Source organism: Streptomyces sp. NPDC086835 (assembly GCF_044745705.1).
Lineage (GTDB): Bacteria > Actinomycetota > Actinomycetes > Streptomycetales > Streptomycetaceae > Streptomyces.
In genome coordinates, this window is record NZ_JBIVAU010000002.1 from 954963 (window position 1) to 967618 (window position 12656).

Annotated in this window: 10 protein-coding genes; 3 read left to right on the forward strand and 7 right to left on the reverse strand. The window is 71.7% G+C overall.

Going from position 1 to position 12656, the window contains the following annotated elements; translation table 11 throughout:
* Nucleotides 1-48 precede the first annotated feature (48 nt).
* Nucleotides 49-378 carry an ATP/GTP-binding protein gene (locus tag ACIPJI_RS10485; RefSeq protein ID WP_356621044.1) on the forward strand — a complete coding sequence of 110 codons (330 nt, stop codon included), beginning with the start codon at nt 49-51 and terminating at the stop codon, nt 376-378.
* 8 nt (nt 379-386) lie between these two features.
* Here the strand turns inward: ACIPJI_RS10485 and ACIPJI_RS10490 are convergent, their stop codons facing one another.
* The 7 genes from ACIPJI_RS10490 to mce all read right to left on the reverse strand — a co-directional run bounded on the left by ACIPJI_RS10490 (nt 387) and on the right by mce (nt 10126).
* Nucleotides 387-1214, reverse strand: coding sequence for an ABC transporter permease (locus tag ACIPJI_RS10490; RefSeq protein ID WP_402245559.1), 828 nt, complete (start codon nt 1212-1214; stop codon nt 387-389).
* Entirely contained in the window at nt 1211-2359 is a 1149-nt protein-coding gene (locus ACIPJI_RS10495; RefSeq protein ID WP_356621046.1) for an ABC transporter ATP-binding protein, read from the reverse strand. Before ACIPJI_RS10495 ends, ACIPJI_RS10490 begins: the two co-directional genes overlap by 4 nt.
* Before the next feature lie 124 nt (nt 2360-2483).
* Nucleotides 2484-3263, reverse strand: coding sequence for an ABC transporter permease (locus ACIPJI_RS10500; protein ID WP_307708328.1), 780 nt, complete (start codon nt 3261-3263; stop codon nt 2484-2486).
* Nucleotides 3264-3266: 3 nt separating this feature from the next.
* Complete coding sequence (locus ACIPJI_RS10505) at nt 3267-4262, reverse strand: ATP-binding cassette domain-containing protein (protein ID WP_356621047.1); 996 nt, start codon at nt 4260-4262, stop codon at nt 3267-3269.
* 175 nt (nt 4263-4437) lie between these two features.
* Nucleotides 4438-5376, reverse strand: coding sequence for a cellulose-binding protein (locus ACIPJI_RS10510; protein WP_005311808.1), 939 nt, complete (start codon nt 5374-5376; stop codon nt 4438-4440).
* A 113-nt stretch (nt 5377-5489) separates the two neighbouring features.
* Entirely contained in the window at nt 5490-9530 is a 4041-nt protein-coding gene (gene scy / locus ACIPJI_RS10515; RefSeq protein ID WP_356621048.1) for a polarized growth protein Scy, read from the reverse strand.
* A gap of 167 nt (nt 9531-9697) precedes the next feature.
* A complete protein-coding gene (mce, locus tag ACIPJI_RS10520; protein WP_100109188.1) occupies nt 9698-10126 on the reverse strand; it encodes a methylmalonyl-CoA epimerase in 429 nt (142 codons plus the stop codon).
* Nucleotides 10127-10269: 143 nt separating this feature from the next.
* Between mce and ACIPJI_RS10525 the strand changes: the two genes are divergently transcribed.
* Both ACIPJI_RS10525 and meaB read left to right on the forward strand, forming a co-directional pair.
* Complete coding sequence (locus ACIPJI_RS10525) at nt 10270-11472, forward strand: acetyl-CoA C-acetyltransferase (protein WP_307708331.1); 1203 nt, start codon at nt 10270-10272, stop codon at nt 11470-11472.
* Nucleotides 11473-11533: 61 nt separating this feature from the next.
* Nucleotides 11534-12490, forward strand: coding sequence for a methylmalonyl Co-A mutase-associated GTPase MeaB (gene meaB / locus ACIPJI_RS10530; RefSeq protein WP_307708332.1), 957 nt, complete (start codon nt 11534-11536; stop codon nt 12488-12490).
* The last annotated feature ends 166 nt before the right edge of the window (nt 12491-12656 follow it).

The following is a 12656-nucleotide window of genomic DNA, read 5'->3' on the forward strand; positions in this document are numbered from 1 at the left end:
CCGTACGCTGTACGGGCAACTGTCCTGACTTGCCCCGTGAGGTGTCACGTGTCCCCGCGCCGCAACCGCCCCCGAGGCGGCGAGAAGCCCACCGAGCGAGCGAGCGACCCCGCGGGCCGGTACGGCGGTTTCGGCAGCAGCGAGTCCTGGCAGGGCGAGGAGTGGTCGGTGCGCCACGTCGCGGGTGCGAGTGCCGCCGGCAAGCGGTACCGCTGCCCCGGATGCGACCAGGAGATCGCCTCCGGGATGCCCCATGTGGTGGCCTGGCCCGAGCACGGCGGCGTGGAGGACCGCCGCCACTGGCACAAGGCGTGCTGGAACGCGAAGGACCGCCGCACCTCGAAGGTGCAGCGGTCCAGGAACGCGCCGAGGTACTGAGCGCGCGGTCAGACGTCCCGGCTGCTCATCGTCGCGTACGCCCCGCCGAGCGCCACGAGCGAGAGGCCGAGCATGATCCACACCGGCTCCCAGCCGAGGGGACCGGAGGACCCGCCCGACGCCGCCTCACCGTAGATGCCGATGAGCTGGCTCGGGATGGCCCACTCCAGCAGGAACTGCTGCAGGTCCTGGAGCGACTCGGAGAACATGAACATGGCCGCCACCAGCGGCAGCAGCATCACACCGATCATGGTGGTGATCGCACCGGCCGAGTGCCGGATCATGGCGCCCACGGCCAGCGACAGCAACCCGAGCGAGGCGGTGTAGAGACCCACGCCGACGGAGGCGCGCAGCCATTCGTCACCGGTGGGCTCGACCGCCTCCACCATCGCGTTCTGGATGACCGCGACGATGCCCGCGACCAGGGTCGTGATCGTGAGGACCAGAAGGAAGAAGACGACGGCCTTGGCCGCAAGCACCCGGCCGCGGCTCGGGCAGGCCGTCAGCGTCGTACGGATCATGCCGGTGCTGTACTCGGACGCGATGGTGAGCACGCCCAGGGTCATCACACAGATCGAGCCGGGCAGGACACCGAAGAAGCCCATACCGAGGGCGGACGAGTCGCCGATGCCGGCCGATTCGCCGGCGGCCGCGACGAGCGCGGCGACCCCGAGACCGATGCCGAGCATCAGCACGATCATCACGCCCAGCGTCCACATCGTGGAGCGCACGGAACGGATCTTCGTCCACTCGGACAGGAGCGCGTCACCGAGGCTCGCCCCGCGCACCGGGATCGGGGAGGCGTACGAGCCGGGCTGCTGGTAGGGAGTGGTCATCGTGCGTCCTCGGGCTTGGTCAGGTCGGCGGGGGCGGCCGCCGGGGGAGCGGGGGCCTCGGCCGGGGCGGCGGCGGGCGGTGCGGCCGGCGCCGGCGCCGCGTACGGGTTCTGGCCGGGGTGGGGCGGCGGCGGGGCGTAGAACCCCTGCTGCGGCACCTCGGGGATGTGCGGCTGCGGCGGGACGTGTCCCATCGGCTGCTGCTGCATCAGCCCGGACTTCTCGTCCGCCGTCGAGCGGTAGTCCACCGCGCCCTGCGTCATCCGCATGTACGCCTCCTCCAGGGAGGCCTGGTGCGGCGACAGCTCCCACAGCCGCACGTCCGCGTCGTGCGCCAGGTCGCTGATGCGGGGCAGCGGCAGGCCGGTCACCCGCAGCGCGCCGTCCGGCTCCGGCATCACCTGGCCGCCCGCCTCGGTCAGGGCGGCGAGGAGCTTCTCACGCTGCTCGGGCTCCGTCTGCGGTGTACGGACCCGGGCGAAGTCCGCCGAGTTGTGGGAGATGAAGTCCTTCACGCTCATGTCCGCCATGAGCTGACCGCGTCCGATCACGATCAGATGGTCGGCCGTGAGGGCCATCTCGCTCATCAGGTGCGAGGAGACGAAGACCGTACGGCCCTCGGCGGCCAGCTGCTTCATCAGGTTGCGCACCCAGAGGATGCCCTCCGGGTCGAGGCCGTTGACCGGCTCGTCGAAGAGCAGCACCTGAGGGTCGCCCAGCAGCGCGGCGGCGATGCCGAGCCGCTGCCCCATGCCGAGCGAGAAGCCCTTGGAGCGCCTCTTCGCCACGCCCTGAAGGCCCACGACGCCGAGCACCTCGTCGACCCGGCGGTCCGGGATGCCGGAGAGCTGCGCGAGCGACAGCAGGTGGTTGCGGGCGGTGCGGCCGCCGTGCACCGCCTTGGCGTCGAGCAGCGCGCCGACCTGGCGGGGCGCGTTCGGCAGCTGCCGGAACGGAAGCCCGCCGATGGTGACCTGGCCCGACGTCGGCCGGTCGAGGCCGAGAATCATGCGCATCGTCGTGGACTTGCCCGCGCCGTTGGGGCCGAGGAATCCGGTGACGGCGCCCGGCCGCACCTGGAAGGAAAGGTTGTACACGGCCGTCTTGGCGCCATAGCGCTTCGTCAGGCCGACTGCCTCGATCATTCTCCAGCCCCATCGACTTTCGGGTCGTCGGGGCACAGGCGGTGCAGCCGTACGCCCCCGTAAGTGCTAGGAGGATAGCCGGGCCCTGATGGTTCCGCCCAAGCAGATACGGCTACGGGCCCGTTCAGGCGTCCCGCTTCTTCAGCACGAGGAAGCCGCCGAGGAGTGCCGCGGCCACCCACAGCAGCATGATGCCGAGGCCACCCCAAGGGCCGTAAGGGGAGTCCCCGCTGTTCATGGCGTTCGGGACCACCTGCATGATCTTCGCGCCGGCCTGGTCGGGGAAGTAGCGCGCGACGTCCTTGGCGCCCGGAACCGCGGAGAGGATCTGCGAGACCAGGAAGAAGAACGGCATCAGGATGCCCAGCGAGAGCATCGAGCTGCGCAGCATCGTGGCGACGCCCATCGAGAAGACCGCGATCAGACCCATGTAGATGCCGCCGCCGATGACGGCCCGCAGCACGTTCTCCTCGCCGATCGTGGTGCGGTGCTCGCCGAGCAGCGCCTGGCCGAGGAAGAACGTGAGGAAGCTGGTCGCCATCCCGACAGCGAGCGCCAGCAGCCCGGCCACCGCGATCTTGCTGAAGATGAACGTGCCGCGCTGCGGCACGGCGGCGAGCGAGGTGCGGATCATGCCCGAGCTGTACTCGGTGCCGACGACGAGGACGCCGAAGACGACCATGGCGAGCTGCCCGAGCACCATCCCGGAGAAGCTGATGAGGGTCGGGTCGAACGTCAGCCGCTCGGCGTCCGGCAGATCGTCGAAGGTGGCGTTCATCAGGGCGCACAGGGCCGCGCCCATCGCGACGGTCACGACGAGCGCGCTGATCAGCGTCCAGCGCGTGGAGGAGACCGTACGGATCTTGGTCCACTCGGACTGGAGGACGGCGGGTACGGATGCCATCGGTCAGGCTCCCTCTTTGCGCGGGGCCCACTGGGGGGCGCCGTGGCCGGACGGCGGGGCTTCGAGGCCGGGCGGTGGTGGTGCGCCCGCGCCCGTGGAGTGCGCGTGGTACTCCACCGAGCCGGCGGTCATCTGCATGAACGCCTCCTCGAGCGAGGCGCGTTGGGCACTGAGCTCGTGGAGGACGATCCGGTGCTCGGCCGCGAGCTCGCCGAGCTGCTCGGTGCTCGCGCCGTCGACCTCCAGCGTGCCGTTGTCCGTCTCGACGACCGTCATGCCCGCCCGGTGCACGGCGTCCCGCAGCTCCTCCTGCTGGGGGGAGCGGAGCCGCACATAACTGCGTGAGTTCTGCTGGATGAAATCGGCCATCGACGTGTCGGCCAGCAGCTTGCCCTGTCCGATCACGATCAAGTGATCGGCGGTCAGGGCCATTTCACTCATGAGATGAGAAGAAACGAAGATCGTCCGGCCTTCCTGCGCAAGGGCTTTCATCAGATTACGGATCCAGTGAATTCCCTCGGGGTCCAGACCATTGACCGGTTCGTCGAACATCAGGATCTCGGGATCACCGAGCAGCGCCGACGCGATTCCGAGCCGCTGGCCCATACCCATGGAGAAGCCCTTCGACTTCTTCCGGGCGACCGGCGTCAGTCCCACCACATCGAGGACCTCGGCGACCCGGCTCCGCGGGATGCGGTTCGCCTGGGCCAGACAGAGCAGGTTGTTGTACGCGCTGCGGCCGCCGTGCATCGCCTTGGCGTCGAGGAGCGCCCCGATGTACTTCAGCGGCTCTTCGAGCTCGCGGTAGTGCCGGCCGTCGATTCTGACGGTGCCGCTGGTGGGGTTGTCGAGATCGAGCATCATCCGCATCGTCGTCGACTTGCCCGCCCCGTTGGGGCCGAGGAAACCGGTCACCACCCCCGGGCGCACCTTGAAGGAGAGATGGTCGACCGCGACCTTGCTGCCGAAGTGTTTGGTGAGACCCTCGAGCTCGATCATGCGTTCACGCTACGGGGGCCGGGAAGCGTCCGCCACCGGGTTCCGGGAAGGGAAGGAGTCCCTTCCGCATCAGGGTGACCCCGAGGGGCAACAAGGTGACGGGGAGGGGCCGGACGCACCGGTGCCCGGTGCCTGAACGGCACCGGGCACCTGTCGAAAACCGCCGGAGGGAGCGTCAGCGGGACTGCTGCGCCGGGACTCCACGGGAGATCGGCTCGTCGTCGGCGGGCGTGCCCGCCGCGGCGACCGCGGCACCGGTCAGCGTGGCCAGCATCTCGCGGACGTTGGTCAGCTGGGCGTTGATCGAGTCGCGGCGGTTGGTGAGCGCCGCCAGCTCGCGCTCCGATTCGCTGCGGATACGGTCGGCCTTGGCGTTCGCGTCGGCCACGATGTCCTCGGCCTGGCGCTGCGCGGTCTCCACCGTCTGACGGGCACGGCGCTCCGCGTCCGTACGCAGCTTCTCCGCCTCGAGGCGCAGCTGCTCGGCGCGGTGCTCGATCTCCGCGAGACGCTTCTCCGCCTTCGCCTGACGGGACGCCAGGTCCCGCTCCGACTGCTCCCGGCGCTTGGCGAGGTTGGTCTCGAAGTCCGCGGCGGCCTGGGCGGCCTTGGCGCGGGTCTCCTCGAAGAGCGCGTCCGCCTCCTCCCGCTTGGACTGCGCGTCCTTCTGGGCCTCACTGCGCAGCGTCTGGGCGTCGCCCTTCGCCTTCTCGACGATGCGGATGCCCTCGTCCTCCGCCTTCGCCTTGCGCTCGGAGGCGAACGACTCGGCGTCGTTGCGCACCTGCTGGGCGGCGGACTCGGCGAGCTCACGGTGCTGCTCGGCGGCGCGACGGGCCTCCTCGCGCAGGTCCTTCGCCTCCTCCTCCGCGAGGCGGAGGATCTTCTCGACACGCGCACCGAGACCCGCGTACGACGGCTCGGCGTCGTTGACCTGGGCCTGGGCGTTCTGCGTCTCGAGGTGGAGCTCCTCGATGCGCTTTTCCAGAGAGGTGATTCGGGCCAGAGCACTATCACGGTCGGCGACGAGTTTGGTAATGCGGTCGTCCACCTGACCGCGGTCGTAACCACGCCGCACGAGCTCGAAGCCGAAGGGGGAGGAAGTGTCGCTCATGGGGTTCCTGTCAATGAGACCGGTGAGGTGTTAGAGGGAATCCTAGGGGCCCGAGCGGCGTGTCATCGAGCGGATGCCGGTTTGATCTGGAGAATGTCCAGCCTTTTGAGTGGCTAGCCGTCGGATGACTTGCCACTCGAACGGGTAACCCCTGCTGTCGCACCGGCCTTGACGCCCCCGCCGGAGCCGCCGCCCGAGCCGGACTTGCCGGCGGACGGGGCCTCGAACGACTCCAGCGCCTCGAGCACGTCCTGGACACGCGAGATCTCCGCCTGGATGTCCTCGCGCCTGCGCACCAGTACGTCCAGCTCCCGCTTGCCCTCCTCGACCGTCCGGCCGGCCTCCAGGTCGGCCTCCGCCTTGGCGCGCTCGCCCTCGCGGATCAGCTCGGCCTTCTTCTGCTCGGCCTCCTTGAGAAGCCCCTCCGCCTTCTTCACGGCGGCGATCCTGACCTTGCTCGCCTCCGAATTGGCCTCGGCGAGAAGCTCCTTGGCCTTCGCCTCCGCCTCCGCGCGCTGCTCCTCTGCGGCCTTGACCAGATTGTCGACACGCTCGCCGGCCGTCTTCATCTGCTCCGCGGTCTCCCGGCGGGCCCGCTCGTGCAGCTCCTCGACCTCGCTCTCCACCCGGGCCCGCAGCTCCTCGCCGCGTTCCCTTATGGCGGTCGCGTCCCGGCGGGCGCCGACAAGGAGCTCGTCGGCGTCCGTACGGGCCTTCTCCACCAGCGAGTTGCCCTCGACCGTGGCCTCGGCGACCAGCCGCTCCGCCTCGTTGCGGGCCGCGCCCACCATCGCGTCGGCCTGCGCCTCGGCCTCGGTGGCCGCGCGCAGCGCCTCCTCCTGGGCCTTGCCGATGAGCTGGTCGGCCTGCTCTGCGGCGTCCGCACGGCGCTTCGCGGCAGCCTCGCGTGCCTCGTCGAGCAGCTGGTCGGCCTCCGCGCGGGCCTCGGCCCGCAGCCGCTCGGCCGCGGCCTCCGTCTCCGCCCTGAAGCGCTCGGCCTCCGCGCGGATCCGCTCCGCCGCCTGCTGCGCGGAACCGACCGTCTCCGCGGCCTCCGCGCGCAGCCGCTCGGCGTCGCTGTTCGCCTCCGCCCGCAGGCGCTCCGTCTCCGCGGCGGTCTCTGCCGTGATCCGCTCGGCCTCGCCCCTCGCCTCACTGATGAGCTGGTCGGCCTGGGAGGCGGCGTCGGCCCGCCGCTTGTCGGCGGCCTTCCGTGCCTCGTCCAGCACCTGCTCGCGGTCGGCCCGTACGGCCGCCCGCATCTGCTCGATCTCGGCCTCGCCGTCGACCTTGATCTGCTCGGCCTCTGTGAGCAGCCGCGTCGCCTCGGCGTCCGCCGACGCGCGCAGTTCCGCGGCCTCGGTGCGCAGCCGCTCGCTCTCGCTCGACGCCTCGTTGATCAGCAGGTCCGCCTGTGCGGCCGCCTCCGAACGGATGCGGTTGGCGTCCTCACGGGCCTCCGCGCGGGTCCGTGCCGCGTCCTGCTCGGCGGTGGCGACGGCGTCCGACGCCTCCGTGCGCATGCGCTGCACGTACTCGGCGGTGTCCGCCCGCAGCCGGTCCGCCTCCGCGATGGCCTCGGCGACGGTCCGCTCGGCGAGCGCCTGCGCGGCCTCCGTCTCCTCCTGGGCCCTGGACCGCAGCCGGCCGGCGTCCTCCGCCGCCCGCTCCCGCTCCGCGTACGCGTCGGCGCGGACCCGGTCCGCCTCTTCCTGCGCCTCTGTCCTGGTGCGCTCCGCCGAGTGCTCGGCGGCGCTGCGCAGCCCGGCGATCTCCTGCTCGGCCTGCTCCTGGAGCCCGCTGACGGCGTCCCGGACCTGCTGGGCCGTCTGCTCCGCGGAGGACACCATCTCGGTGGCACGCCGGTCGGCCTCCTCGACCAGGCGGTGCGCCTCGGTCTGCGCCTCCTCCACCCGGTTGCGGGCGGACGCGAGGAGTTCCTCGCTCTGCTCGCGGGCCCGCTCGCGTTCCTGGCCGGCCTCGGCGCGCGCGGAGCCGAGGATCTCCTCCGCCTCGCGACGGCGGCGTACCGCCTCCTCCTGCGCGGCCGCCAGTGCCTCCGCGGCCTCCGTGCCCACGCGCTCGGCGGCGGCCGCCGCCTCCGCGCGTACCCGGTCGGCGGTCTCCTGGGCCTCTGTCCGCAGCCGCTCGGCCTCCGCGGCGGCGTCGCTCTGCAGCCGTACGGCGAGGGCCTCGGCCTCCGCGCGGGACGCGGAGGCGTCGGACGCGGCCTCGGTGCGCAGCCGCTCCGCCTCGGTCTCCGCCTGCTCCTGGAGCGCGCGCAGCCGCTCGCCGGCCTCCGCGCGCAGCCGCTCCGTCTCCTCCGCCGCCTCGCGGCGGATCCGCTCGCCCTCGGCGCGGGCCTCGGCCAGCCGCTCCTCCGCGGCGGCGAGCCGTGCCTCTGCCTCGGTGTGAAGACGGGCCAGTGACTCCGCCGCCTCCGCCTGACGGGCCGCTATGCCGCGCTCGGTCTCCTCGCGCAGTTCGGCCGCGGCGGCCTCCGCGGCCGTCCGTACGCCGTCGGCCTGCTCGTCGGCCTCCGCGCGCAGCCGTTCGGCCTCCGCGCGGGTGCGCTCGAGCGTCTCCTCGGCCTGCTTGCGCAGGGTCGTGGCGCGCTCGATGGCCTCGGTACGGACCTTCTCGCTGTCGCTGCTCGCCCGGGAGCGCAGTTCGTCGGCGTCGGTGCGCGCCTTGGTCAGCAGCTCCTCGGCGGTCCTCGCCGCCTCCTCGATCTGCTGGACGGCCTCGCGGCGGGCCTCGCCGCGGATCCGCTCGCCCTCGGCGACGGCCTCGGCGCGCAGCTGCTCGGCCTCCCCGCGCAGCCGGCGGGCCTCCTCCTGGAGCTCGACCGTCTTGGCGCGGTACTCCTTGGTGTCGTCCTTCGCGGCGCCCTTGAGCTGGTCGGCCTGCTCCGCGGCCTCGCCGCGCAGCCGGTCGGCCTCCGCCTCGGCCTCGCGCCTGATCCGCTCGGCCTCCTCGCTCGCCGCGCGAGTGGTGGCCTTGGCGTCCTCCGACGCCTTGGTCAGCACCTCCTCCGCGGTGCGGGCGGCCTTGGCGAGCGCGGCGGCCGAGTCCTCGGCGACGGCCGCACGGGCCTTCTCGGCCGCGGCCTCGACGAGCTTCTCCGCCTCGGCACGGGCGTCGGCGAGCGCCTGCTCCGCCTCCGACTTGAGGGTCTCCGACTCCTTGGTCGCCTCTTCGACGAGCCGGGCGATCTGGGCCTTGGCGGTGCGGGTGCGCTGCTCGTTGACCGATTCGGCCGACGACAGCTGCTTGGCGGCGGACTCCTTCGCCTCCGAGAGCAGCTTCTCCGACTCGGCACGGGCCTGGCGGAGCTTCTCCTCCGCCTCCTGGAGCCGCTGTTCGGCGGCGCGGCTGAGCTCCGCGGCCTGCTGGCGGGCCTGGTCGGACTCGGCGGTCGTGGTCGAGCGCAGCTGCTCGGCGTGGGTGGTGGCCTCGTGCGCCTGGCTGGACGCGGCGTTCAGCAGCCGTTCGGCGTCCTTGCGGGCACGCAGCAGGATCGCCTCGGCCTCCGCGCGTGCGGTCTCCGCCTCGCTGCCGAGCCGCCTGCGGGCCTCCTCCGCGATGCGGGCGGCCTCGGCGCGGGCGGCGGCCAGTGCCTGCTCCGCCTCCGCGCGGGACTCCTCGAGCAGCCGGTGGGCCTGCGACTCGGTGCGGGCCCGCAACTGCTCGGCCCATGCGACGTTCTCGTTGACGTGCGACTCGACGGTCTGGCGGCGCTCGGCCAGTTCCTGGTCCAGTCGCTGCCTGCGCTGGACGGCCTCGGCGTGCAGCTCCGCCTGGAGCCTCGCCTGGTGCTCCGCGTGCTCCTGCAAAATGCGCTGGGTCTGGGCGCGGGCCTCGCGCAGCTCGCGCTCCGCGTCCTGCCGGAGCTGGTCGGCCTGGATCTGCGCGTTCCGCAGCAGCTGCTCGGCCTGATAGCCGATGTCGGCGCTGTCGTACGCCGGACGGGAGGCGAGATTGCGCCGCGCCTCGTGGAGTTTGGCGCGCAATACCTCGACCTGGTAGCCGAGGTCCTCGGCATGCTGGACGGCCTTCTCCCGGTCGGTCTTCAGCCGGTCCATCTCGGCTTCGAACCGCGAGAGGTGGTCGTCGTCAGCTCGGTGGCTCTCCTGGCGTTCGTAGCCCCGCACTGCGCGGTCCCATCCGTCCCCTGGTCGCAACTGTCTCCAAACGAGCACCGTTCGCCGGCGAACGGCCCCCCGGGGAATGGTGACAGATCAACGACGGAGACGCGGCACGGCCCCGACCCGGCCCCGGCCCGGAACGGCCCACTCTACCGGGCCGGGAATCCTTAGGGTCAGTGCTCCGTTGCAGACGTGACGAGTTCGGTGAGTACGCCGTGGCAGTCCTTGGGGTGGAGGAAGGTGATACGCGAGCCCATCGAGCCGATACGCGGTTCGTCGTACAGCACACGTACGCCCTTGTCGCGGATGTCCTGCGCGTCCGCGTCCACGTCAGCCGTTCCGAATGCGATGTGGTGAACGCCTTCGCCGTTCTTGGCCAGCCACTTTCCGACCGCGGAGTCCTCCCGGGTCGGCTCCAGGAGCTGGAGGTAGGAGGCGCCGCCGTCGGACGTCTCATTGATCTTGAGCATGGCTTCCCGTACGCCCTGCTCCTCGTTGACCTCGGAGTGGAACACCTCGAAGCCGTACGTGGCCCGGTAGAACTCGACAGTCTTGTCGAGGTCGAAGCAGGCGATTCCGATGTGGTCGATTCGCGTCAGCATTTGACCAGTGCAGCGCCCGGAGGCCGGTTACGCAACGTGCGCGCGATCACACCGGCGGCACGGTGACCCGGAGCCGTACCGCTCAGTACATTTGAGTAAACCCTCGTTCACTCCTCAGCTGCGGCTGGAAGGGGATCGTGCTCATGTCTGGAAAGACCGGCAACACCTCCGTGATCGTCGCGGGAGCCCGCACGCCCATGGGCCGCCTGCTCGGCTCGCTCAAGTCCTTCTCCGGCGCCGACCTCGGCGGCTTCGCCATCAAGGCGGCGCTCGACCGCGCGGGTATCGGCGGAGATCAGGTGCAGTACGTGATCATGGGCCAGGTGCTCCAGGCCGGTGCGGGCCAGATCCCCGCGCGCCAGGCCGCCGTCAAGGCGGGCATCCCGATGAACGTCCCCGCGCTCACCATCAACAAGGTCTGCCTGTCCGGCCTCGACGCCATCGCGCTCGCCGACCAGCTGATCCGCGCCGGCGAGTTCGACGTGGTCGTCGCCGGCGGCCAGGAGTCGATGACCAACGCGCCGCACCTGCTGCCGAAGTCCCGTGAGGGCTACAAGTACGGCGCGATCGAGATGCTCGACTCGATGGCGCACGACGGCCTGACCGATTCCTTCGAGAATGTCGCCATGGGCGAATCGACGGAGAAGCACAACACCCGCCTGGGCATCCCGCGCGGAGTGCAGGACGAGATCGCCGCGCTCTCCCACCAGCGGGCCGCGGCCGCCCAGAAGAACGGCCTCTTCGAGGCGGAGATCACGCCCGTCGAGATCCCGCAGCGCAAGGGTGACCCGATTCTGTTCTCCAAGGACGAGGGCATCCGCCCGGAGACGACGGCCGAGTCGCTCGGCCGGCTGCGCCCCGCGTTCGCCAAGGACGGCACCATCACCGCCGGTACGTCCTCGCAGATCTCGGACGGCGCCGCAGCCGTCGTCGTGATGAGCAAGGCCAAGGCCGAGGAGCTGGGCCTGGAGTGGATCGCGGAGATCGGCGCCCACGGCAACGTGGCGGGCCCCGACAACTCGCTGCAGTCCCAGCCGTCGGGAGCCATCAGGCACGCCCTGAAGAAGGAGGGCCTGGAGGTCTCCGACCTGGACCTCATCGAGATCAACGAGGCGTTCGCGGCCGTCGCCCACCAGTCGATGAAGGACCTCGGCGTCACCCCGGAAAAGGTGAACGTGAACGGTGGCGCGATCGCGCTCGGCCACCCGATCGGCATGTCCGGCGCGCGTGTGGTGCTCCACCTCGCGCTGGAGCTCAAGCGCCGCGGCGGCGGTGTCGGTGCGGCGGCGCTGTGCGGCGGCGGCGGGCAGGGTGACGCTCTCATCGTCCGCGTCCCCGCCAAGTAAGCACGCGTAGCAGCAACCTGGGCGCCGAAGCCCGTACGCGCAGAACGATCGGAGCAGCACGATGGTGGACGTCCCCCAACTGGTCGCCCAGGCGAGAGAGGGCCGGCCGCGCGCCGTGGCCCGGCTGATCTCACTCGTGGAGGGGGCGTCGCCGCAGCTCCGTGAGGTCATGGCGGCGCTGGCCCCGCTGACCGGCGGCGCGTACGTGGTGGGCCTGACGGGCTCGCCGGGCGTCGGCAAGTCCACATCCACCTCGGCACTCGTCTCCGCCTACCGGAAGGCCGGGAAGCGGGTCGGCGTCCTTGCCGTCGACCCGTCCTCGCCCTTCTCGGGCGGGGCGCTGCTCGGGGACCGCGTCCGCATGTCGGAGCACGCCTCCGACCCCGGCGTCTACATCCGCTCCATGGCCACCCGGGGCCACCTGGGTGGCCTCGCGTGGGCGGCGCCGCAGGCGATCCGCGTCCTGGACGCGGCCGGCTGCGACGTCGTCCTGGTCGAGACGGTCGGAGTCGGCCAGTCGGAGGTGGAGATCGCCTCCCAGGCCGACACGTCGGTGGTGCTCCTCGCGCCGGGCATGGGCGACGGCATCCAGGCCGCGAAGGCGGGCATCCTCGAGATCGGCGACGTGTACGTCGTCAACAAGGCTGACCGCGACGGGGCCGACGCCACGGCCCGCGAGCTCAACCACATGCTGGGCCTCGGCGAGTCCCGGGGGCCGGGGGACTGGCGCCCGCCGATCGTGAAGACGGTCGCCGCGCGCGGCGAGGGCATCGACGAGGTCGTCGAGGCGCTGGAGAAGCACCGGGCCTGGATGGAGGAGCACGGCGTCCTCTCCGAGCGCCGCGCCCGCCGGGCGGCGACGGAGGTCGAGACGATCGCCGTCACGGCGCTGCGGGAACGCATCGGCGACCTGCACGGCGACCGGCGCCTGGGCGCGCTGGCGGAACGCATCGTCGCGGGCGAGCTGGACCCGTACCGGGCGGCGGACGAGCTGGTGGCGGGCCTGACGGAGTCGTAACCGGGGGCTTCCCCGCTCGTGCTCGGCCCGGAGCCCCGCGGGCGGGGCTGCCTGGCTCCGCCCGGGGCCCGTCTTGCGGGGTGGCCGCTGCGCGGGGCGTCTCCCCTACCCGCCCCTTCCCGAAAACAGGGGCTCCTCCCCCTACGCCTGGCGGCGTGGGGGGACC

What these genes read in the sequence shown, in the direction of transcription:
- ACIPJI_RS10490 (WP_402245559.1), bottom strand. Translation starts at nt 1,214, where the DNA reads ATGACCACTCCCTACCAGCAGCCCGGCTCGTACGCCTCCCCGATCCCG.
- ACIPJI_RS10495 (WP_356621046.1), bottom strand. Translation starts at nt 2,359, where the DNA reads ATGATCGAGGCAGTCGGCCTGACGAAGCGCTATGGCGCCAAGACGGCC.
- ACIPJI_RS10500 (WP_307708328.1), bottom strand. Translation starts at nt 3,263, where the DNA reads ATGGCATCCGTACCCGCCGTCCTCCAGTCCGAGTGGACCAAGATCCGT.
- ACIPJI_RS10505 (WP_356621047.1), bottom strand. Translation starts at nt 4,262, where the DNA reads ATGATCGAGCTCGAGGGTCTCACCAAACACTTCGGCAGCAAGGTCGCG.
- ACIPJI_RS10510 (WP_005311808.1), bottom strand. Translation starts at nt 5,376, where the DNA reads ATGAGCGACACTTCCTCCCCCTTCGGCTTCGAGCTCGTGCGGCGTGGT.
- mce (WP_100109188.1), bottom strand. Translation starts at nt 10,126, where the DNA reads ATGCTGACGCGAATCGACCACATCGGAATCGCCTGCTTCGACCTCGAC.
- ACIPJI_RS10525 (WP_307708331.1), top strand. Translation starts at nt 10,270, where the DNA reads ATGTCTGGAAAGACCGGCAACACCTCCGTGATCGTCGCGGGAGCCCGC.
- meaB (WP_307708332.1), top strand. Translation starts at nt 11,534, where the DNA reads ATGGTGGACGTCCCCCAACTGGTCGCCCAGGCGAGAGAGGGCCGGCCG.